This is a genomic window from Eubacterium album, from assembly GCF_025336545.1.
GTDB classification, from domain to species: Bacteria; Bacillota; Clostridia; order Lachnospirales; family Lachnospiraceae; genus Eubacterium_U; species Eubacterium_U album.
Genome location: NZ_JAODBU010000007.1, coordinates 15,809 through 39,694, shown reverse-complemented (window position 1 = coordinate 39,694; position 23,886 = coordinate 15,809). Strand labels below are relative to the sequence as shown.

The 23,886-nt window shown below is 32.0% G+C and carries 21 protein-coding genes; 2 read left to right on the top strand and 19 right to left on the bottom strand.

Features of this window, described 5'->3' with window-relative positions; all coding sequences use genetic code 11:
* Positions 1-13: 13 nt before the first annotated feature.
* From N5B56_RS07780 to rho, 8 genes are all read right to left on the bottom strand, one after another.
* Entirely contained in the window at positions 14-490 is a 477-nt protein-coding gene (locus N5B56_RS07780; protein ID WP_117910337.1) for a GNAT family N-acetyltransferase, read from the bottom strand.
* Between the two features lie 149 nt (positions 491-639).
* Positions 640-2,025, bottom strand: a complete 1,386-nt coding sequence (locus tag N5B56_RS07775) for an MATE family efflux transporter (RefSeq protein ID WP_487318530.1) — start codon at positions 2,023-2,025, stop codon at positions 640-642.
* A gap of 358 nt (positions 2,026-2,383) precedes the next feature.
* Positions 2,384-2,845 carry an NUDIX hydrolase gene (locus N5B56_RS07770; RefSeq protein ID WP_117910336.1) on the bottom strand — a complete coding sequence of 154 codons (462 nt, stop codon included), beginning with the start codon at positions 2,843-2,845 and terminating at the stop codon, positions 2,384-2,386.
* A 57-nt stretch (positions 2,846-2,902) separates the two neighbouring features.
* Positions 2,903-3,979 carry a peptide chain release factor 1 gene (gene prfA / locus N5B56_RS07765; RefSeq protein WP_117910335.1) on the bottom strand — a complete coding sequence of 359 codons (1,077 nt, stop codon included), beginning with the start codon at positions 3,977-3,979 and terminating at the stop codon, positions 2,903-2,905.
* The gene (gene prmC / locus N5B56_RS07760; protein ID WP_117910334.1) at positions 3,972-4,841 is read right to left on the bottom strand and encodes a peptide chain release factor N(5)-glutamine methyltransferase; all 870 of its coding nucleotides are present in this window, start codon (positions 4,839-4,841) and stop codon (positions 3,972-3,974) included. The genes prfA and prmC overlap by 8 nt, the downstream gene beginning before the upstream one ends.
* Entirely contained in the window at positions 4,831-5,829 is a 999-nt protein-coding gene (locus N5B56_RS07755; RefSeq protein WP_117910333.1) for a DUF1385 domain-containing protein, read from the bottom strand. The genes prmC and N5B56_RS07755 overlap by 11 nt, the downstream gene beginning before the upstream one ends.
* Positions 5,830-5,971: 142 nt before the next feature.
* Positions 5,972-6,172: a 50S ribosomal protein L31 gene (gene rpmE / locus N5B56_RS07750; protein ID WP_022088236.1), complete on the bottom strand. Its 201-nt coding sequence runs from the start codon at positions 6,170-6,172 to the stop codon at positions 5,972-5,974.
* Positions 6,173-6,328: 156 nt separating this feature from the next.
* Positions 6,329-7,930, bottom strand: a complete 1,602-nt coding sequence (rho, locus tag N5B56_RS07745) for a transcription termination factor Rho (protein ID WP_260978686.1) — start codon at positions 7,928-7,930, stop codon at positions 6,329-6,331.
* Between the two features lie 262 nt (positions 7,931-8,192).
* Between rho and N5B56_RS07740 the strand changes: the two genes are divergently transcribed.
* The gene (locus N5B56_RS07740) at positions 8,193-9,341 is read left to right on the top strand and encodes an NAD(P)-dependent malic enzyme (protein WP_260978685.1); all 1,149 of its coding nucleotides are present in this window, start codon (positions 8,193-8,195) and stop codon (positions 9,339-9,341) included.
* 242 nt (positions 9,342-9,583) lie between these two features.
* On the opposite strand, the gene N5B56_RS07735 is transcribed toward N5B56_RS07740, so the two are convergent.
* The 10 genes from N5B56_RS07735 to N5B56_RS07690 all read right to left on the bottom strand — a co-directional run bounded on the left by N5B56_RS07735 (position 9,584) and on the right by N5B56_RS07690 (position 22,281).
* The gene (locus tag N5B56_RS07735; protein WP_260978684.1) at positions 9,584-11,353 is read right to left on the bottom strand and encodes an ABC transporter ATP-binding protein; all 1,770 of its coding nucleotides are present in this window, start codon (positions 11,351-11,353) and stop codon (positions 9,584-9,586) included.
* Positions 11,343-13,079: an ABC transporter ATP-binding protein gene (locus N5B56_RS07730; RefSeq protein ID WP_022088232.1), complete on the bottom strand. Its 1,737-nt coding sequence runs from the start codon at positions 13,077-13,079 to the stop codon at positions 11,343-11,345. Before N5B56_RS07730 ends, N5B56_RS07735 begins: the two co-directional genes overlap by 11 nt.
* 111 nt (positions 13,080-13,190) lie before the next feature.
* Positions 13,191-14,417: a DUF4317 domain-containing protein gene (locus tag N5B56_RS07725; protein WP_260978683.1), complete on the bottom strand. Its 1,227-nt coding sequence runs from the start codon at positions 14,415-14,417 to the stop codon at positions 13,191-13,193.
* 288 nt (positions 14,418-14,705) lie between these two features.
* A complete protein-coding gene (locus N5B56_RS07720) occupies positions 14,706-15,224 on the bottom strand; it encodes a DUF4364 family protein (RefSeq protein WP_022088230.1) in 519 nt (172 codons plus the stop codon).
* A gap of 7 nt (positions 15,225-15,231) precedes the next feature.
* Positions 15,232-15,819 carry a ribosome biogenesis GTP-binding protein YihA/YsxC gene (yihA, locus tag N5B56_RS07715; RefSeq protein ID WP_022088229.1) on the bottom strand — a complete coding sequence of 196 codons (588 nt, stop codon included), beginning with the start codon at positions 15,817-15,819 and terminating at the stop codon, positions 15,232-15,234.
* A 31-nt stretch (positions 15,820-15,850) separates the two neighbouring features.
* Complete coding sequence (gene lon / locus N5B56_RS07710) at positions 15,851-18,169, bottom strand: endopeptidase La (RefSeq protein WP_260978682.1); 2,319 nt, start codon at positions 18,167-18,169, stop codon at positions 15,851-15,853.
* A gap of 15 nt (positions 18,170-18,184) precedes the next feature.
* Entirely contained in the window at positions 18,185-19,489 is a 1,305-nt protein-coding gene (clpX, locus tag N5B56_RS07705; RefSeq protein ID WP_117910327.1) for an ATP-dependent Clp protease ATP-binding subunit ClpX, read from the bottom strand.
* A 62-nt stretch (positions 19,490-19,551) separates the two neighbouring features.
* Positions 19,552-20,133, bottom strand: coding sequence for an ATP-dependent Clp endopeptidase proteolytic subunit ClpP (gene clpP, locus N5B56_RS07700; protein ID WP_022088226.1), 582 nt, complete (start codon positions 20,131-20,133; stop codon positions 19,552-19,554).
* A 25-nt stretch (positions 20,134-20,158) separates the two neighbouring features.
* Complete coding sequence (tig, locus tag N5B56_RS07695; RefSeq protein ID WP_117910325.1) at positions 20,159-21,439, bottom strand: trigger factor; 1,281 nt, start codon at positions 21,437-21,439, stop codon at positions 20,159-20,161.
* A gap of 290 nt (positions 21,440-21,729) precedes the next feature.
* The gene (locus tag N5B56_RS07690) at positions 21,730-22,281 is read right to left on the bottom strand and encodes a DJ-1 family glyoxalase III (RefSeq protein WP_147586393.1); all 552 of its coding nucleotides are present in this window, start codon (positions 22,279-22,281) and stop codon (positions 21,730-21,732) included.
* A gap of 179 nt (positions 22,282-22,460) precedes the next feature.
* On the opposite strand from N5B56_RS07690, the gene N5B56_RS07685 reads away from it, so the two are divergent.
* Complete coding sequence (locus N5B56_RS07685; protein ID WP_022088223.1) at positions 22,461-22,910, top strand: CYTH domain-containing protein; 450 nt, start codon at positions 22,461-22,463, stop codon at positions 22,908-22,910.
* Positions 22,911-23,013: 103 nt separating this feature from the next.
* On the opposite strand, the gene N5B56_RS07680 is transcribed toward N5B56_RS07685, so the two are convergent.
* Positions 23,014-23,880, bottom strand: coding sequence for an RsiV family protein (locus N5B56_RS07680; protein ID WP_022088222.1), 867 nt, complete (start codon positions 23,878-23,880; stop codon positions 23,014-23,016).
* Between the last annotated feature and the right edge of the window lie 6 nt (positions 23,881-23,886).

Genomic DNA, 23,886 nt, shown 5'->3' with positions numbered 1-23,886 from the left:
ACCATGAATATCCTTATTTAAGAATCACTTCCATCTGTGTTTCCTTTACAAACATTCCCACCTTTTCATAAAATGCACGGGCATTATCATTTCCTTCCCATACATTTAACGTAACATCATAACATCCTATTGATTTAGCATATTCAAGAACATATTTATACAAAATTGTTCCAATATGTTTTCCTCTGCAATTTTCGTCTACACACAAATCATCAATATGTAATGTTTTAAAATCAACCATATTTGTACTAAAAGGTTGTTTTTTTATTACACAAAATGCATAACCTACAACTTCATCATTATCTATAGCTACAAATACCGGTGTTTCATCATTTTGAAATATATTAGTTAGTTCTTCCCTTGTATACTTTGTTGTACCTGATATAAATATGTCAGGTCTTAACTTCGCATGTAATTCGAGTACCTCACTTAATAATATGCTCACTTTATCAATATCTTTAATTTCTGCTCTTCTAACTGTAATATCCATTGTACTTCTCCTTATGGCTTTTACTCTTGCACAAATGCCCATTAAATAAAAATATTTCTCTGACACTTGTATCTGTCTGCAGAATATAAATAATTAATACTTTTTCTACATACTTTATATAATACAACAATATATACATACATTTCTACCTATTTATTAAGACTTTGTATTTTTCTCCTATCAATCCTCTTCATAAACACACACGCAATAACACATGATACTGCCTCTGCTATCGGAAATGTCATCCATACTAACCATATGTAGCTTATATCTTTTATTGCAATTAAAGAAAATCCCCATGCAACAGGAAGAACAAATAAGAACTGTCTGCATATTGAAATAAATAGTGATTCCATGCCACCTTCAAGTGCCTGAAATATTCCCTGAAAAGCAATATTTGCACCTGCAAATACAAAACTTATAGAAATTACTCTTATCGCACTAACGCATAATTGTTGCGTAACACCTGACAACCCAAATATCTTAGCAAATGGATTTGCAAAAATTTCCAGCACAACAGTTCCTACAACCATTATAATTAAAGTATAAATCAAACCATATTTTATTCCGTCCCTAACTCTTTCTTTACTTCTCATTCCATGATTAAATGATACTATCGGAGTAATTGCATCTCTTAAGCCAAATGCTGCAAACAAAATAAACTGTTGAATTTTATAGTACAATCCATATGCAGTAACTGCTGTTTCACTTATTCTAACAAGTATTATATTTAATCCGTATGTCATAAATGACATTAATGCCTGAGCTATGATTGCAGGTAAACCAATCATATATATCTCTTTTATTATTTTTGCTGATGGTTTTAAATTTTTAATTATTCCTTTTATTTCGACATTAAATTTTATATGGAAAGCAATCGCTGTTAAAACTGACACTACCTGACCTATAACAGTTGCATATGCCGCGCCTGCGACTCCCATTTCAGGAATTCCTAGCAAACCATATATTAAAATAGGGTCTAAAATCATATTTGTTACAGCCCCTAGTATTTGTGCTATCGTTGAATATAATGAGCGCCCTGTTGCCTGTAGCATTTTTTCAAATATTGAAAAGAACACTATTCCTATAGATAAAGTACAGCATATTTTCAAATATTGTATTGCCATATTTTTTATTAATTCATTACTTGTCTGTGTAGATACATAGAAATCTGCTCCAAATATTCCGAAAACAAGAAATATTAAATAAATTATTGTTCCTAAAAATATTGTATTTCCTGCTATCATAGATGCTTTTTTCAGATTTCCACTCCCTAAATTTTTCGAAAGCAATGCATTCATTCCGACACCTGTGCCTATTGCAATCGCAACCATCATCATCTGAACAGGAAACGCCAATGTTAAGGCATTCAAAGCTGCTTCTCCATTTTCATGCATATTGGATACAAATGCACTGTCAACAATATTATACACAGCCTGTAACACCATCGATAAAATCATAGGTGCTCCCATTGTCAGCATCAATTTGTTTACCTTCATCGTCCCCATTTTGTTTGCTTCCTTGTTTTCTTCCACTTTTCCCTTTACCTCCTATGTTTAAAATGAATTCCCAAAATTCATAAAATTAAATCAATCCGGCTTCGTCAATTTTTTATTTGTTGTTATACACACGACTTCGTCTTATATAACATAAAAGAGCGCAAATCCATATCTGGATTTACGCTCTTAGCCACTCGATTCGTTTGATATTTTAGCAAATTTCTTTTTAAATTTCAAAGGCTTTTTTTAATATATAACGATTAAAAATTAAGTAATTTTGATTTTTTGCTTATAATTGTTCCTTATTTTTTTGTTTTTCTTCCATTATATCAACAATCTGCTTTTTACTTAATACTATCATTTAGTAAGCACCTCATAAGCTTTCATATTTTGTTTAATAAAAAACAATATTATTTTCTACTAATTTATCTCCCTCATATACCAATTTTAATGAAAAGAATCTTTTCTCATCATTTAACAGTAATTTCAAAAATATTGCATCCCCTTCCCATGTTGGCAAATTAGGTACTACTTTTTTATCTACCCATTTAAGTTCTCCCTCATCGCATTCAATTATATTTCCTGTAAACTTATCCGCAGTAAATAGGCACATGGTTTCCGATTCACATTCATCACTGATAAATGTTACAATTCCTCTGAATTTATATGAAGTAAGTATTAGTCCTGTTTCCTCTTTTACCTCTCTTACAAGACATTCTTCCGGTGATTCCCATTCGTTAGCATGTCCACCTACTCCTATCCACTTGTTTTTATTAATATCTTCTTTCTTTTTCACACGATGAAGCATCAAATATTTTTCATCATTTTCTATATAACAAAGAGTTGTCATCTGCATAATTCTACCCTCACTTTTTTATATAAATATGAGCCATCTTTCGATGGCTCAAAAAATTTATACTTCATTTTCCATATTGCTAAGCTTTGCTGCCTGATCTGCTGCTATACAGTTATCGATTATTTCATCAAGATTTCCATTCATTATTTCATCTAATCTATGTGATGTAAACTTAATTCTATGATCTGTTACTCTTCCCTGTGGGAAATTGTAAGTTCTTATCTTTTCTGAACGGTCACCGGTTCCTACCTGACTTCTTCTTGCTGCTGATTCAGCATCCTGCTTCTTTTGAAGTTCAAGTTCGTATAATCTTGCTCTTAATACTTTAAGTGCTTTATCCTTATTTTTTAACTGTGATTTTTCATCCTGACATGAAATAACAATTCCTGTTGGAATATGTGTAAGTCGTACAGCTGAATCAGTTGTATTTACACACTGACCACCGTTTCCTGATGCTCTAAACACATCAAATTTACAATCATTCATATCGATTTCTACATCTACTTCTTCTGCTTCGGGCATAATTGCAACAGTTGCTGTTGATGTATGAATTCTTCCACCTGATTCAGTTACCGGAATTCTCTGTACACGATGTACTCCACTTTCATATTTCAACTTAGAATATGCACCCTGACCGTTAATCATAAATACAACTTCTTTAAATCCACCTAAACCATTTTCATTTAAAGAAATCATTTCTGTTTTCCAACGATTCTTTTCTGCATACATACAATACATTCTGTAAAGTTCAGCAGCAAATAACGCAGCTTCATCTCCACCTGCACCGCCACGGATTTCTACAACAACATTTTTATCATCATTTTCATCCTTTGGTAAAAGTAAAATCTTTAACTGTTGTTCCATTTCTTCAACTTTTGCCTTAGCTTCATTTAATTCTTCTTTAGCTAATTCACGCATATCGTCGTCATTTTCTTCTTCAAGAATTAAAAGACTGTCTTCAACATCCTGCTTAGCCTGTTTATATGTCTTATACGCTTCAACAATTGGTGCTAAGTCGCTTTGCTCTTTCATTAATTTCCTAAAATTATTCTGGTCATTTGCCACGCTTGGATCGTTTAACATTTCTAATATTTCATCAAATCTTTCCAATATACCGTCTAATTTATCAAACATTTTCTTCTCCTTTTCTCGCAATCACAACTCTGTCATTTCCTGACAAATCTTTATACACATTAATATCTTTAAAATTATACTGTTTCAAAATATCGGGAACTGTTTTTCCCTGATCATAACCAATCTCATAAAAAATCATCCCGTCATCTGACAAATATTCATTTAACTTTTCCGATATTTTTTTATAAAATATCAATCCGTCTTCATCACCATCTAAAGCCATCATCGGTTCATGATTTTTTACTTCTTCCATAAGCGTTTCAATATCACTTTTTCTTATGTATGGCGGATTTGATACAATTATATCATATTTACCTGATACATTTTCAAATAAATCTGATTCAATAAATGTAACTTTTGCATCTAACTGCTTTGCATTATCAATTGCAACTTTTAATGCATTTTGGGACAAATCTACTGCTGTTACATCTACATTTTCAGCAAGTTTTTTTATTGAAATTGCTATGCATCCTGAGCCGGTACACATATCTAATACTTTAACTTTCTTGCCTTGAATCTTTTGTTTTAAATAATTTAAAACCATTTCAACTAAAAGTTCCGTATCCTGTCTTGGAATCAATACATCTTCATTCACATTAAATGATAATCCCATAAATTCCTGCTTACCGGTTATGTGCTGTAAAGGAATCTTATTACAACGCATATCTATAAATTTAAAAAACTTATCTGCATCCTCTTTATTAACTAATCTTTGAGGATTGATAAAATACTGTACTCTTGTAATCCCTAAAACTTCTTCTGCTAAAAGCCACGCATCAACAGTTGCATCCAAATCAGATGCTTTCTGCAATTTTTCTATTCCATCTTTTATCAAATCTTTTAATTCAAATTCAGTCGACATCTTCTTCTCCTGAAATTTCATCCAAAACTTCTATTCCATTGCTTTTCAAATAATCTTTCCAGTCAAATACTTCCTCAACTGCCTTAATTGCAACTTCAATCATATCATCAGTTGGTTCTTTAGTTGTTATTTTCTGCATCCATATTCCGGGTTTACTTATTAAATTAACAATAAAATTATCGCTACTACCTGCTAATCGGATAATCTCATATGAAACACCTGCAATTACAGGTATTAAAATTAATCTTATTGTATATTTAATCCAAACTACATCCGAGCGAATGAAGATAAAGAACAAAATACTAATTATCAAAACTATCAACATAAAGCTTGTTCCACATCTTTTGTGAAATCTCGAACTTTCTCTTACATTTTCTACAGTTAATATTTTTCCATTTTCAATACAGTTAATACATTTATGCTCTGCTCCATGATACATAAATGTCCTTCTTATGTCTTTCATTAATGATATTAACAGCATATATCCGATAAAAATAACCATCTTGGCTATTCCCTCTATTACTGGAACCTGTCTGTTTCCTATTCCCGGAACAAATCTTTCAAACATATCCGCTATAAATAACGGTAACATCATAAATATTAATACTGAAAATATAATAGAAACTGCTACTACACATCCCATTATTACATTCTCAGCTTTCTCACCAAATTTATTAATAAGCCACAATTCTAATTTGCCAGGCTCTTCTTCTGTTTCATCATCATCTTCAAAAAAAGATGCTGAATATGTAAGAGATTTTATTCCAAGCACTAGGGAATCAATAAAACTAAATACTCCTCTGATAAAAGGAGCTCCCAAAATTTTGTTTTTCTGTGAAGCACTTTTATATTGCTTCTTTTCTACCTCAATTGTATTATCACTTTTTCTTACAGCTACAGAATACCAGTCCTTATTTCTCATCATAATTCCTTCTATAACTGCCTGTCCTCCTATTCCGGAAGAACCTAATTTATTTTTATTTTTCATAAATGTCCTCATTCATTATAATCGCACAAATAAAAATATTAAATATCCCTATTTTCATAATCAGATTATGCTTCTAACCTGCATATCTTTACATAAGAAAATAGGTTGAGAACAAAAATTCCCAACCTGTTATCCTTAATACTTACTGAATACCATATTTCTTATTAAACTTATCAATTCTACCACGAGCTGAAACTGCTTTCTGCTGTCCTGTGTAGAATGGATGACATGCTGAACAAATTTCAACATGAATATCTGACTTAGTTGAACCTGTTACGAATGTGTTACCACAGTTACATGTAACGGTTGCCTGCTGGTAATCTGGATGGATTCCTTCTCTCATTACATTCACCTCTTCATTTCCTTAAATTAAATTTTATGCTTATTGGCAACGCCAATCCGTCTTAACTCAATAGCCTAGTCATTATAGCATATGCTTTTACTATTAGCAACCTTTTTTTATTAAATGTCACTTTATTTTATAATGATTCGACAAAAATTACGTGAATCTGTGAGCACCTGTTGAATTTGTTGGTCCATCATTATTTTTTATTTTTGAAATTTTTGAAATAAATTCTTTATTATTTTTTGTTCTATAGAATAAATTAATTATTCTTTCTGCCGCGTCTTCTTTCTTCATTCCATTAATTTCTTTTCTTATTACATAAGATGCTCCTAATTCTTCACTATCTAATAATAAATCTTCTCTTCTTGTACCTGACTTAATTATATCAATAGCCGGGAATACTCTCTTCTCAGATAATTTTCTATCAAGAACCAATTCCATATTACCTGTTCCCTTAAATTCTTCATATACAACATCATCCATCTTACTTCCTGTATCTACTAATGCTGTAGCTAGAATCGTCAGGCTTCCACCTTCTCTCATATTTCTTGCAGCACCAAAGAATCTCTTTGGCATATGAAGTGCTGCCGGATCCAAACCACCTGATAAAGTTCTTCCACTTGGCGGTACAGTCATGTTGTATGCTCTTGCAAGTCTTGTAATACTATCCAATAAAATTATTACATCATTTCCATGTTCAACTAATCTTTTTGCTCTTTCGATTACCATTTCCGAAACACGTTTATGATGCTCAGGTAATTCATCAAATGTAGAATAAATTACCTCTACATTCTCCCCTTCAATTGCTTCTTTTATATCTGTAACTTCTTCAGGTCTTTCATCTATTAATAAAATAATCATTTTCATTTCAGGATTATTAGTCTGAATTGATTTTGCTACCTGTTTTAAAAGGGTTGTCTTACCTGCTTTTGGTGGAGACACAATCATTCCTCTTTGTCCCTTTCCAATTGGGCTGATAATATCAACTATTCTCATTGCCATATTTTCAGATGGTGTTTCCAAATGAAGTCTGTTATTAGGGAATATAGGAGTTAAATCTTCAAAATTTGGTCTGGAAATAACTTTTTCTAATGATTCATCATTTACTTTATCTAAATAATAAAGAGCTCCAAACTTTTCTGATTCTCTCTTTGCTCTTACTTTTCCTTCTAATATATCTCCTGTTTTCAAATTAAATCTTTTAATCTGTGATGGTGCCACATAAACATCATCATCTCCAGGCATATAGTTATCACATCTGATAAATCCAAATCCATCCGGCATAACCTCAAGTATTCCTGATTTAAAATCTCCTTCATCTGTTGGCTGAGGATCTCTCTTCTCAGTTTTTTGCACCTTCTGTACCGGTTTATTTTCATTTTTAGAATGTGTTTTTATTATTCTATGTTCAGTCTTTCCTTCCAATTTATGTGAATTCTTTTTCTCTGTCTTTAACTCTTTATTACTTTCTGAATTTTTTTCTTTATTTTCTGACTTTTTTTTCTTTACTTCCTTTTCAGGCTTATCTTCTTTTTCTTCAGTACTTACTTCTGCTATCTGTATATTTTCTTTATTATCATTATTAACTTCTTCTTTTTTGGCAGCTTCAGTCTGCTTTTTCTGATTTCGCTCATTCACTTCCAAAATCATATCTACTAACTGCTGTTTTCTTAACTTTGTTACACTTTTAATCCCATTTTCCTTTGCAATGGCTCGTAATTCGCTCACTGGTAATGACTGCAACTTTTCTCTCATAAATGCACCAGTCCTTTCACTATCTATCTGTTCAATATTTATTATTAAATCCGGGAAATGTGTGGGAAACCCACTTGAGTCTAGATTCTGTTTTTATATTAACACATCTTTTTTAAAAATAATAGTGTAATTTTTAAAAATGTGTTATGCTTATAAACAGGTGTTTAAATGTATTTTTTACTACTATACTTCAGACACCTGATTTTATGTATATGTTTAAAATATACATTTATTACTATTTATATTATATTTGGAGGTTATTATGACAACAGATGAAAAAGCTTTAAAGCTCCACGCTGATTTAGTAGGTAAAATCAGTACAGAAGCAAAATGTAAAATCAAAACACGTGAGGATTTATCAATTGCATATACACCGGGTGTTGCTAAACCTTGTGTTGAAATTGCTAACAATCCGGAAGATGTTTATAAATACACAATGAAGGCAAATACAGTAGCCGTAGTTTCAGACGGAAGTGCTGTTTTAGGTTTAGGAAATATCGGCCCTTACGCTGCCATGCCTGTTATGGAAGGTAAAGCTGTTCTTTTTAAAGAATTCGGTGATGTAAATGCCGTTCCAATTTGTCTTGACACACAGGATACACAGGAAATCATTGACACTGTTGTTAGAATTGCTCCCGGATTCGGTGGTATTAATCTTGAAGACATTTCTGCTCCAAGATGTTTTGAAATAGAAAGTAAACTTAAAGAATTATTAGACATTCCTGTATTCCATGATGATCAGCACGGAACAGCAATCGTTGTTCTTGCCGGTATTATCAACGCTTTAAAAGTTGTCGGAAAGAAAAAAGAAGATTGTAAGGTAGTTGTAAATGGTGATGGTTCTGCCGGTATTGCAATTTCAAAATTATTATTAAAATATGGTTTTAAAGACCTTACAATATGCGGTTTATATGGAATATTATCAAATGATGTTAAAGATTTAAACTGGGCTCAAAAGGAAATGGCTCAGGTAACTAACCTTGAAGGAAAAAATGGTGTTCTTGCCGATGCAATGGTTGGTGCAGATATATTTATTGGTGTATCAGCTCCAAACATCGTAACTAAGGAAATGGTTGCTTCAATGAACAAAGACGCTATTATATTTGCAATGGCAAATCCTACACCTGAAATTATGCCTGACCTTGCTAAAGAAGCAGGTGCAAGGGTCGTTGGTACAGGACGTTCTGATTTTCCAAATCAGGTTAACAATGTTGTTGCCTTCCCTGGAATTTTCAAGGGTGCTCTTGAAGGTCGTGCAAAGCAGATTACTGAAGAAATGAAATTAGCTGCTGCTAATGCAATTGCTTCTCTCGTTCCTGATGACCAGTTAAGCGAAAACTTTATTTTACCTGAAGCCTTCAATCCTGAAGTTGCCGAAGTAGTAAGCAAAGCCGTAAAAGAAAACATATAACACCAGATTCAAAAAAAGACTGCGTTCATGCTTGCATGAAAACGCAGTCTTTTTTATGAATCGCCAAAATATGAGAAAATAGCCCGATAGGGTGGTTTTCGAATATTTTGTAGAATTGCGAGAGTTCGAAGAACGTAGCAATTCGTGTTATATATTTATATAAGAATATTCATAGTCCGATAGAACTGTTTTCTCATATATTTTGTAGAATTGCGAGAGTTCGAAGAACGTAGCAATTCGTGTTATATGTTGAACTGTGCCATATACAAATTATAATATGCACCTTTCTTTTCCAATAATTGTCTATGATTTCCTTCTTCTATTATCTTTCCATTATCAACAACAAATATTCTATCTGCTCTCTTTATTGTAGATAATCTGTGTGCAATTACAAAAGAAGTTCTTCCACTCAACAATTTATCAATCCCTTTTTGAACTATTAATTCTGTTTTTGTGTCTATACTTGATGTTGCTTCATCAAGTATAAGTATTTTAGGTTTTGAAACCATTGTTCTTGCCAATGCTAAAATCTGTTTCTGACCTATAGATAATCCTCCACCACGCTCTAACAACTCAGTATCATAGCCTTTATCAAGCTTAATTATAAATTCATGAGCATTAACAGCTTTAGCAGCTTCGATTATTTCTTCATCTGTTGCATCTAATTTTCCATATCTTATGTTATCTTTGACAGTTCCTGAAAAAATAAAATTTTCCTGCGTCATTGTTCCAACCTGTTTTCTAAGGCTTTCTATCGAAACATCTTTTACATCATAACCATCTAACAACACTCTTCCTTCATTTGCATCATAAAATCGACTGATAAGATTTATTATAGTTGATTTTCCTGCTCCTGTAGGTCCAACTATCGCTATCGTTTCTCCCGGTTTAATAACAAAGCTTACATCATCTAATACTTTTTCTTCATCATATCCAAATGTAACATGGTCAAATGTAACTTCACCCTTTATATCAGGTAAATCGACAACACCTTTCTCATCCTCTATTTCAGGCTTTGTATCTAAAATTTCAAATATTCTTTCTGCTCCTGCAATATTTGTTGTTATCTGATTATAGAAATTGCTTAAATTATTAATAGGCTGCCAAAACATATTAATATATGTTCCAAATGCCAAAAATGTACCTACAGAAATATTTTCATCTTTCAATACAACAATTCCTATAAAATATAATGCAACACATCCAAATCCCCATGAGAAATCAATAACAGAACCAAAACAGTCACTTAATCTTACAGCTGATCTGAATGATGATTTATGTTCATTTAGTAACTCATCAAATGTTTCTTCTGTTTCTTTTTCAGCAGTAAAACTATGAATTATTTTCATTCCCGACATATCTTCATGCAAAAACGCATTTAAATTAGAAGATTTTTTTCTAAAAGTCTGCCATCTTGGATGAGCCTTAACCTGTATCATTGTTATTGCAATTGCCATAAAAGGTGTACTTATAAGTGCTGCTACTGCAAGTTTTGGATTCTTAGAAAACATAATAATAACAACTGCACATACTGTAATAAAATCAGGTATTAATGTTGTTACACAATTTGACAGCACATCTTTTAAGGAATTTATATCTCCGATAATCCTAGATAATATTTTTCCTGTAGGTCTACTATCAAAGAACTTAAATCCAAGTTTTTGTATATGAGTATATAATTCCTGCCTAATTGTAAGTAATATCTGATTACACATTTTAGCCATTATATACATTCTAAGTTTAATGGCAAATGTTGCAATTAAATTGATAATTAACGCTATAATTAATAATTTGTATAAGCCTATATAGTCTTTATTTCCAATATGATTATCTATTGCTGACTCAATTATTAGAGGGTTTATTAAACTTACAACTACACAATATCCCATAAGCATCAAAACTAACACTATTGTCCACTTGTATTTTAACAAATAAGAAAGCAATCTTTTAAGAGTTTGAAGTTTACTTTTTTCTACGCTTTTTTCATCTTCTTTATATGAATTATAAGCCATTCACTTCACCCCCTTCTACATCACCATATTGAGATTGATATGTTTCATAATAAAGGCCATGTTTTTCTAACAACTGCTGATGCTTTCCTCTCTCAGCGATAATTCCATCTTTGAGAATTATAATTTCATCAGCATTTTTCACAGCACTAATTCTATGGGCTATTATAACCTTTGTAACACCATCTAATTTCCTTAATGCTTCCTGAATCTGTTGCTCTGTTTCCATATCCAGTGCTGATGTAGAATCATCTAATATCAGTATTGGATTTTTCTTTGCAAATGCTCTCGCTATGCTGATTCTCTGCTTCTGTCCTCCCGACAGTCCAACACCTCTTTCACCTATTACAGTATTATATTTATTTTTCATTTTAGTAGCAAATTCACTTACCTGTGCATTATTTGAAGCTATCTCTACTTCTTCCTCACTTATGTAGTCCTTTTTACCAAGTTTGATATTTTCAGCTATTGTGTCGGAAAATAAAAATACATCCTGCATAACCTGAGAAATACTTTCTCTTACCTGACTTAGTTTCATATCCCTTATGTCAACATCATCAAGACATATTTTTCCTTTATCAGCATCATAAAATCTTGACATAAGATTAATTATTGTAGATTTTCCCGACCCGGTTTCTCCCATAATTCCAAGTGTTTCTCCAGGTTGTACTTCAAAAGAAACATCTCTTAATATATGTTTTCCTTCTTTTCCATATGCCACATGGTCAAAAGTAATCTTACCCTTAACCTCATCAAGAATTATAGGATTTTCTTTTTCTTTGATTGTTGGTACTTCATTATAAATTTTCTTTAATTTTCTATTAGATGCAATTGCTGATGAGAAACTATTTGTAAGCCATCCAAGCATTTCCATCGGCCACACTATATTATTTGAATATTCTACCATTGCAGCCAATTGTCCCAAAGACATTCTTCCATCAATAACAATTTTCCCGCCTGCGAGTAATGTTAATAGCGGTAAAATTTTTGTTACTACAGAAAAATAAGGATAATATTTTACAAATACTTTTGACTGCTTCATATTCAATTCATAATATCTGTTGTTATGATTCAGAAATTTTTCTATTTCATATTTTTCTCTGGCAAATGCCTTAACTGTTCTGACTCCTGCAAGATTTTCTTCCGCAACAGTATTTAACTCGGCATTTTCTTCGCTTATTTCCTCATACACTGCTCCTAGTTTTCTTTCCATAATTAAAGCAATACATCCACAAAAAATCATGGCTACTGTAGGTATAATCGCAAGTTTAACGTTTGTTGTATACATGCAAAATAATACTATTGATGTATGTATTACCACTTCAATCAACAGCATACTTACATAGCTTAATCCATCCCAGATTTTATCAACGTCATCCTTAATTCTTGACATCAATTCACCGGTATCCGTTCTATCAAAGAAATCCTGGCTCAATTTCTGTGTATGTATAAATAAATCTTTTCGCATAGAACTTGCTATATCAGAACCTAAGCAGTCAAATGTATATTCTTTTATATATTGAAATACCGCTCTTCCTACGCCTATTGCCAAAATTCCTGCAAGTAAATATTTTAATTTGCCTATCTGTCCACCTACAATAACATCATCAATAATATGTTTTGTAAGCTGCGGTGACATTAAATCAAGACTTACTGCAAGAATCATCGAGCCTATTGCCAAAATATATCTAAGTTTATTTTTCCATATATATGCAGATAATTTTTTCACTTCTCCTCCTTTTTATCAGTAGATCTTTTATGTAATTGCAACTCCTCTTTTATAATCATTTTAATGAAGTAAGATTATAAACTCTGAATGATATTGTACTCTTTAAAAATTTTAACGCTTCACAATATTTATGTTATCTTCTTCCGATACAGGAATCACAATGCACTTTTGTCCTTCAATTAATTGGGTTCTTATTTCATCTTTCTTATCACCTGAAACTCTTACAAAAATTTCATTATCATCTGTCTCCTGTGTTTCTTCTTCGTCATTGTTAATTGTGCTATTTGCAATAGTTTCATTTGCTTCTTCTAACTTTGCTGTAAGTGCTTCCACTTTTGCTGTAAGTTCAATCTTTTCCTTCTTCTCAGCACTTTGTTTCACAATTTTTTGGTCAACAATATTTTCTGCTTCAGGTAATTCTTCACCTAATGTATGCACAAATTCTTCCGCGATACTCTGCGCAACACTTCCCATTACGCCACTTTCAGTAATAACCTGCGCAACAACTTCTTCTGTTAATTTTTCTTCCGGTTTTTCTTCTATTACATCTGCCAAATTTTCATTAACTTTGATCAACACCTCTTTATGGTCATCTTCAGGTACATGCTCTAATAACAAATTATTAAAAATAACCTGTTTTTCTGCATTTGTATGTTTGCTTTCACATCCTAAAATATTATTTACCAATTCTTTATGTGGTTCTTTTGCATCCTTTGAATAGAACATAACATTATGTATATCCGTACTTCTATCTGTAAATGCCGGAAATAAAAATCCGCTTTCCGGAAGTCCGACAATCCAGTCCCTGTCTACTGTTCCAATTCTATTCTCGTCTTTTCTGTATCCAAGTCCCGGTTTACTTAAAGCCACAGGACATATTGAGCATATGATATATTCAAATATCTCTTCTGACTCATCTAACTTATTATTGTCTGTTGTTTTTGTCATTACATCATAAACATCATGGAATAATAAAATTAGATAATTTCCTGTATGTTCATAATTTTCTATTACCATATCATAAAATGACTCAAGCATTTCTTCATTCTTTAACTGACTTGACTTAATTGCCATAAGACTTTGCTGATGTCCTCCCGGTTCCTCTTCAGCTAATGGAAATTCATATTCCATTAAATTATTGCCTATTGTACCTGACAATGTTTTCTTGGCAATTTCAAGGTATTTATAAAATTCTTCTTCCTCTAATCCCAAGAAATTTTCATCTATATTTACAATCTTATTTTTTTCTCCATCCACATAACATCCTGTCATTTTTGTAAATGTACAGCCATCTTTTGTCATTCTTCTTTTTAATTCTAATATTCCTTTTTTATCCATCTCTCTATTACCATCTAATTATTAATTTTCTTTACAACCAACTCTTTGTTTTTATTTGTAGTTGTCTTTCTATTTAAATAATTACTATTCCTTTCTCTCTTTTTGTCTTAAGTGCATCAATTAACATCGTTTCAAATTATTATACATTTTTATTTATAGTCTATATAAATTTAATACCTATTTTTATTCACTACTCATTTTAATTCATAGTCTTTTTAGCGTATAATTCATATGAACATGATATACATTATTTTTTCTTTACAACAAAACTGACAAAATAGCCAAAGGCTATTTCGTCAGTTTTGTTATAACCATTTCATATATTTCCTGACTTGCATCTTTCCATTTAGCACACATTTTTGCAGCGCTTTCTTTATTTGGTACAGTCAGATTTATTTCAATTAATGTACTTGCATCTTCATTTACCTGACAATGCACAATATAATCTCCATCATTTACTCTATAATAGTCAGAAACTGTTCCGACTTCATTTCTAAGTTCATACTTATTTGTTATCAAAAAAGTATCCATATCATCAATTATTGCATTAGGAATTTTATTTTCAAAAAATTTTAAACTTTCTCTTCCTTCTGATGTTAAATGATAATATGATGTATTTCTTACTGTATCCGAAAACACGAAATTATTTTCGCATAACTCATTTATCGATTCCTGTAATGAAAAGTAATTCGTATACTCATTTTCTAAGAAAAATTCTGAAATCTGTGAATTTGTTAACGGAAAATCAACCTTATTAAGCATGTATAAAATCATTAATTTATACAATGTAGCCGAATCCATTGCCATTTCTTATCTACTCCTTTGTAATCTGATCTATGATATCCCATATTTCATCTCTTCCCTGTTTTGTCTGAGCTGAAAAAGGAATAATAATTGTTCCCGGTTCCACGTTAAGTTTTTCCTTAATTATCTTTACATTTTTCTGAACCTGGCTTCTTTTTATTTTGTCCAGCTTTGTTGCAATAATAATCGGATAGAACCCATTTGCCAAGATCCATTCATACATTTCTACATCATTAGTTGACGGTGCATGTCTAATATCTACCAATAAGAACACACATTGTAACTGCTTAGAGTTTCTCAAATATCTTTCAATTAACTTTCCCCATTTTGCCTTAACTTCTTTTGATACACTTGCATATCCATATCCGGGCAAATCAACATAATATAATTCATCATTAATATTATAGAAATTAATTGTTTGTGTTTTTCCAGGCTGTGAAGATGTTCTAGCCAATGATTTTCTATTCATTAACGCATTTATCAATGATGATTTACCTACATTTGATTTACCGGCAAAAGCTATTTCAGGTTTATCATTGTCCGGAATTACGCTTGTAACTCCACAAACTTTTTCTAATTCTACACTCTTTATTATCATGTTGATTTACCTTTCTATTTATATGTCGTTATTATTTAACTAACGCCTGTTTCAATACTTCAGTCATTTCTGAAACATATACTATTTTTAGTCTATCAGTAATTTCAGTTGAGAATTCTTCTACGTCAGTTTTATTTTTCACCGGCACAAGTACTTTTTTCATTCCCGCATCTTTTGCTGCCAACAATTTTTCTTTAAGTCCACCTATAGGAAGAACCTTTCCTCTAAGAGTAACCTCACCTGTCATTGCTAAATATCTGTCTACAGGAATATTTGCAATGGCTGAAACTATTGCTGTTGACATAGTTATACCCGCTGATGGTCCATCTTTTGGAACTGCACCTTCCGGAATATGCATATGTATATCATTCTCTTTAAAGAATTTACTGTCAACGCCATATTCTTTGGCAACACTTTTTGCATAACTAAGCGCAATCTGTGCTGACTCTTTCATAACATCGCCTAGATTTCCGGTTAAAACCAGTATTCCTTTTCCAGGCATTGTATTTACTTCTATCTGTAATGTGTCTCCACCTACACTAGTCCATGCAAGTCCTCTAACAATTCCAATTTCATTCTTTTCATTTGCTTCATCCTGGCGGAATTTTTCTTTTCCTAAATATTTAGTAATATTTTTCGATGTTACTTTAATACTTTTCTTTTCTTTTCCAACTATTATCTTAGCTGCTTTTCTGCAAATTTTTGCAATTGTTCTGTCAAGACTTCTGACACCTGCTTCTTTTGTATAATATTTTATAATTTTATTTATTGCTTCATCAGATATTGTAAGTTGTGATCTTTTCAAACCATTTTGCTCTAATTCTTTCTGAATTAAATGCTCTTTAGCAATATGGAATTTTTCATTATCTGTATAACTTGATACTTCAACTATTTCCATTCTGTCTAAAAGCGGTCTTGGAACAGTTGACAAATCATTAGCTGTTGCAATAAACATTACTTTCGATAAATCCAAAGGCACTTCCAAATAATTGTCTCTGAATTTAGAATTTTGTTCTGAATCTAACACCTCTAACATTGCTGCTGCCGGATTACCATGAATACTTTGACCTAATTTGTCAATTTCATCAAGTAAAATAAGAGGATTAGCTGTATTTGCCTGTCTGATAGCAGTTGCAATTCTACCAGGCATAGCTCCAACATATGTTTTCCTGTGTCCTCTTATCTCAGACTCGTCTGTAACTCCTCCTAAACATATACGGACATATTTTTTATTTAATGCCTCTGCAATTGAGTGCGCAATTGATGTCTTACCTGTACCCGGAGGCCCTACTAAGCAAACAATTGGACTTTCGCCTTTATCTTTTGTTAAAACCCTTACAGATAGAAATTCGAGCATCCTTTCCTTTACATCTGTAAGTCCATAATGATCTCTGTTTAAAATTTTCTCAGCATCTTCTACATTTTGATTTTCTTCCGTGCAGTTATTCCATGGCATATCCAACATAGTTTCAATATAATTTCTTAATACATTACTATCTGCCGGATTACCCGCTGACATACGTAATCTTTTTATTTCTTTTAATATTTTTTCTTTTATTTCATCATCAGCATTTAACTTTTTAGTTTTTTCAATCATCTCGTCAATATCTGACGTAGCATCATTTTCGCCAAGTTCATCCCTGATGACTCTCATTTGTTCTCTTAAAATATGTTCTCGCTGATTTTTATCTATATTTGTTTTAACTTTTTCTATAATTTCAGCTTTTACCTGACTTATTTCATTTTCAATACTGAAAAATGACAAAATCACTTCATATCTTTCAAGTAGTGTATTTGCCTCTAAATATTTCTGCTTTGTTTTAAAATCCATTCGGATTCTCATAATAATCTGAAGCATTGTACCACTTAATGACTCCTGATTATCAATATTTTTTATTCCAACAGGTGTCAATTCATGATTAATACCATCATAAAGTGCTAATTCATCCTTAAGTTCTCTTAATAATGCAATTTCTCTAACCTGAGTAATTTTTTCATCCGGCTCTTTAATTATTTCAATATCGCCTTTAATACATGAATTTTCTTCATTGTAAGAATGAATTATTCCTCTTTCTTTTGCTTCAACCATCACACGCACTATCCGGTCAGGCATCTTATTAAGTTGTTTTACTTCAACAACAGTTCCTACTTTATAAACGTCATCAAAACCCGGTGCGTCTACCACCGGGTCTTTTTGTGTTACTACAAATAATTTTTCGCCTGTCGTCACAGCTTCATTCGCTGCTGCAATAGACTGTTTTCTGCTGACGTCAAAATGAACTGTCGTTCCCGGCAATATTGTTAATCCTCTAAGTGGTATTACCGGCAAATTTAACATTTCGTCTGGCATTTCTACTCCCTTACATTAAGCTGGTTGAATCTGTTCGTTCTTTGCTTTCTTATTTGCTCTTTTTATTTTCGCATCCAAATTATTTTTGTACTTTAACTCAGGATCTGCTAACTGGTTTACTACATCTTCATTAATAATGCATTCCTCGATTGTTTCATCTGAAGGTGTTTCATACATTACATCTAATACTGTCTGCTCCATAATTGCTCGCAATCCTCTTGCCCCTGTCTTTCTTTCAAACGACTTTTTAGCAATTGTCTTTAAAGCTTCATCCGTAAATGTTAATTTTACTCCATCAAGTTCAAATAACTTTTCGTACTGTTTTACAATCGCATTTTTTGGTTTTGTTAAAATTTCCACTAATGCATTTTCGTCTAATGATTTTAATGCAACTGTTACAGGCACACGTCCTATAAACTCAGGAATAATTCCAAATTTAACCAAATCCTGTGGCATTACTTCGCCAAATAACGCATCGTTATTCATTTCAGTATTATCTGTTATTTCAGAATTAAAACCAATTGCTTTCTGATCCATTCTGTTTTCAATAATTTTTTCTAATCCATCAAATGCTCCTCCACAGATGAACAAAACATTTGTTGTATCAATCTGAAGCAATTCCTGATGTGGATGTTTTCTTCCTCCCTGAGGTGGTACACTTGCTACTGTTCCCTCTAAAATCTTAAGTAATGCCTGTTGCACACCTTCACCTGAAACATCTCTAGTGATTGATACATTTTCAGATTTCTTTGTTATTTTATCTATTTCATCAATATAGACAATTCCATATTGTGCTTTTTCAATATCATAATCCGCTGCCTGAATAAGTTTAAGTAATATATTTTCTACATCTTCTCCAACATATCCTGCTTCTGTCAAAGTAGTTGCATCAGCAATTGCAAACGGTACATTAAGAATTTTTGCTAAAGTCTGTGCTAAATATGTCTTTCCGGAACCTGTTGGTCCTAACATAAGAATGTTTGATTTCTGTAATTCTACATCCAAATCATTTCCTGCCAATACTCTCTTATAATGATTGTATACAGCTACTGAAAGAACCTTTTTTGCCTCATCCTGTCCTATAACATATGAATCCAAAAATTCTTTTATTTCTTTTGGTTTAAGTAAGTTGATGTCATCTGTAACAGCACTATCCTGCGCATGGTATACCTCTTCTTCAACAATTTCTGCGCAAGTCTCTACACATTCGTCACATATATATACTCCTTCCGGGCCTGCAATCAGTCTCTTTACCTGATACTGAGATTTACCACAGAATGAGCAGCGTACATTGCTATCATCAAAATTTTTACCTGCCATCATAACCTCTTTCTAATTTTAACAATAAGGCACCACTAATGCGGTGCCTTATAAATTACATGCTATCTTGTTTCAATAACCTTATCAATCAAACCATATTCCTGAGCTTCTTTCGCTGTCATCCAATTATCTCTGTCTGTATCAGCTTCCACAACCTCAAGTGGCTGACCTGAATTGCTAGCTAAAATTTCATTTAACTTTTTCTTTGTTTTTAAAATATGCTCTGCAGCAATCTGAATTTCAGTTGCCTGTCCCTGAGCACCACCAAGTGGCTGGTGAATCATAATTTCTGCATTAGGAAGTGCGTAACGTTTTCCTTTTGTACCGCTTGATAAAAGGAATGCACCCATACTTGCTGCCATACCGATACATGTAACTTCAACATCACACTTGATGTATTTCATTGTATCATATATAGCCATTCCTGCAGTAACTGATCCTCCCGGACTGTTAATATAAAGATGGATATCTTTACTTGGGTCCTCGGATTCAAGGAATAATAACTGTGCTACAACTATACTTGCTACAGCATCATTAATCTCTTCACCAAGAAATATAATTCTGTCTTTTAATAATCTTGAATAAATGTCATATGAACGTTCGCCTCGGCTAGTCTGTTCAATGACGTAAGGTACTAAACTCATGTGCCATACCTCCTGTTTCTGTTATTTATTTTGCAGCGTCAACTACTAACTTAGCAGCCTTCTGTACTGCGATGTCTTTCTTAATTGTCTCTTTATCAGCATCTGTTGTGAACTGCTTAATCTGATCAAGTTCCATATTGTACTGTTTAGCCATTTCTTCTAATTCTTTTTCGAATTCTTCATCTGAAACTTCGATATTTTCAGCCTTAACAACTGCTTCTAATACAAGTCTTGCTTTAATTCTTTCTTCAGCCTGTGGTGTTACCTGTTCAAGTAACATTTCAGGTGTTGAACCTGTAAACTGCATATACTGTTCAAAAGAAATTCCCTGTGACTGTATTCTCTGAGCAAAATCTTCAACCATCTGCTGTGCCTGTGCTTTAATCATCTTTTCATGGATGTCCATCTTAGCATCTTCAACGATTGCTTTAATTACATCAGCTTCTTTCTGCTGTTCTGCTTCTTCTTTCTTCTTTTCTTCAAGGTTCTTCTTAACATCTTCCTTGTATTCAGCAAGTGTATCAAATTCAGATACATCCTGAGCGAAATCATCATCTAATTCAGGAAGTTCTTTAACCTTGATTTCTTTAATATTTACCTTGAACATTGCTGGTTTTCCTGCAAGTTCTTCAGCCTGATACTGTTCTGGGAAAGTAACGTTAACTTCAACTTCGTCTCCTACTTTCTTTCCTACTAACTGATCTTCAAATGTGTCAATAAATGAATGTGATCCAATTGTTAATGGATAATCTTCACCCTTTCCACCTTCAAATGCAACACCATCAACAAATCCTTCAAAATCGATTGTTACCTGGTCTCCATTTTCCACTTCTTTATCATCTGCAGCAACTAATCTTGAGTTCTGTTCCTGAACCTTTGCTAATTCAGCATCAACTTCTTCATCTGTTACTGTTGTATCCTTAGCTTCTACTTCAATTCCTTTGTATTTTCCAAGTTCTACTTCAGGTTTTAATACTACTTCTGCTGTAAAGATAAATGGCTTTCCAGCTTCAATCTGTACTATATCGATTTCAGGCTGAGCAACGATTTCTAATTCACTTTCTGTTGCAGCATCAGCATAAGCTCCAGGAATCATGCTATTTACAGCATCTTCATAAAATACGCCAACGCCATACATCTTTTCAATCATCTTACGAGGTACTTTACCTTTTCTAAATCCAGGAATGCTGAATTTAGATTTAGATTTCTGGTATGCACTTTCTATAGCCTTTTCAACCTCTTCAGCAGGTACTTCAATTGTAAGCTTTGCAGTGTTATTTTCTAACTTTTCAACTTGTAAACTCATCTTAATATTTCCTCCTTGAATATGTAAAATGGACTATGAGTCAGTGTCCATCTTTCTATCTTTTTGATTGCAACAGGGCATACTACACCCTATACGCAGTACAACATTATAACATAAATGCAAGATACTGTCATCATTTTTTTATTAACTTTTTCAACTCTATTTTTATCAATTATTATTTTTTTATTTAATACTTATATAATATTATTTGTAAACTTTCTCTATATAAATTATAAACTTCTAAGTGTTTTAACTATTGCATTTTATCAATTCTTTATCATGCAGATTTACTATCTATTAAAATGAATTGCTTCAGCAATACTTCCTGCTTTTTCTTCGCTGTCTAATATAGATACCATTTCAAGTCCCATCTCTAATGCTGCTCCTAATCCGTTTGCAGTAACAAACTGTCCATCAGTAACTACGCTTCCACCATATTCTTTGCAATCCATTTCTTTTTCAAAACTTCCATGACATGTAGCTCTTTTATCTTTTAGTAAGCCCAAATGACTATATATACTTGGTGCTGCGCATATAGCTGTAAGATACTTGCCTTCCTTATAATATTTTAATATTGCCTGTTTCAACATATCGCATGCCTCAAGATTAGGTGTGCCCGGTATACCTCCCGGGAGAAAAATTCCATTTCCTTCATCAAAATTAATATCTTTAATTAATTTATCTGCCATAATGTTTACTTTATGAGAACTTTCAACCATTAATTCATCCGTTACGGATACTGTAACAACATCAATTGTATGGCTTCTTCTCATTAAATCGATTACCATTAACGCTTCTGTTTCTTCAAATCCCTGTGCTAAAAATGCATATATTTTCTTCATGATATTTATTCCTTTCTATATCATTTTATTAGTTTTATTCTGTACAATCACTTTCTTTATATTTGTACTTTTCTTGCCTTTATTATAGCAAACTGATAATATTATTCTAGTATTTAATGTTTTGTTATACAACTATATTTTATGAAAGGTATTAACGTATTTGTTATAATGGTATTTTTATGGAAATAGAACGCAAATTTATTCCTAAATGTCTTCCTGACAATTTAGACTCTTATGAACACCACGATATTCAACAGGCTTATTTAAATACTTCTCCTGTTATTCGAATCAGAAAACAGGATGAGGATTATTTTCTTACATATAAAGGTAGCGGAATGATGTCTAGAGAAGAATATAATCTTCCTCTGAATCAAAAAAGTTATTTTCATCTTTTGACAAAAGCCGATGGTAATATTATTACAAAAACACGATATCTCATTCCTCTATTTAATTCTCTAACAGCTGAGTTAGATATTTTCCACGATATATTTGATGGTCGTTTACTGGTAGAAGTCGAATTTAATTCTATCGAAGATGCCAATTCATTTATTCCACCTGAATGGTTCGGAGAAGATGTCACATATGACAAAAAGTATCATAACAGTAATATGAGCAAAGAAATATTGTAATTTTTTCAACTCAACAAAAAAAGGATTTAACGCAATAACTAAAAATTTTTTACCTTTTTAATTATTGCATAAATCCTTTTATTATTACATTAGTCTTTTTTATTTATTTCAAAATATTTTGGATTGTTTTATGTGATATTGTAAACTCTAATGCGCCCATATATGCCGGTGCAACATCTCCTTCTGCAAAACATATAACTAATTCACCTGAATTATTAATATAAAACTGTTGATTTTCATCTATTTTTTCAAATGTTGTATATTTTTCCTCTTCATCTATAAAATATTTATACTGTGAATTTTCTTTCATTTTCTTTTTCATCTGTTTCTTTATATCTTTAGTAATTACATCTACATATTGACTATCTTTTTTAAACAAATCTGTTAATTTTATCACTTGTCCTGTCTTTTTATCAATTGTATAAAAATAGTTTACTTCATAACCATCTGCCTGAGACATATATGCTGACAACTTAATGCAATAATAATCAATTGAATTTGTAACTACAGTATTATTCACCTTTAAAGAAGAATACCCTAAGCCACCAACTTGTTTTCTAAATTCTTTAATAAGTTCATTTGTTTTTTTCTTCATATCCTGATTTATTTTTTCTTCAGATTTATCAGCGTTTTCTCTAATTTCTAATTCCGTATCTTCTGTTTTATTTTTCACTTTTTTCAAATTAATATCTGCATAATTTTTGCCATCATCAAATTTATATTGCCTAAATGTGACCATTTCAAAATATGCACCTACAAAAGGTATTTTTTGCATAGCATATGCTGTTGATTCATTTATATTAGGAATTATTATTGTACATATAATTACTGCTGCAACCGCAACTGCCATATGCCAATAATTCTTTTTTTTAATGCATAAAGAATCTGCCTCTTTTAAATATTTTTCATTAATTCCACTCATAGCTTCCAGCAATTCTAAATTACTGATTTTTTCTTTTTTATTGTCCATGCCTAT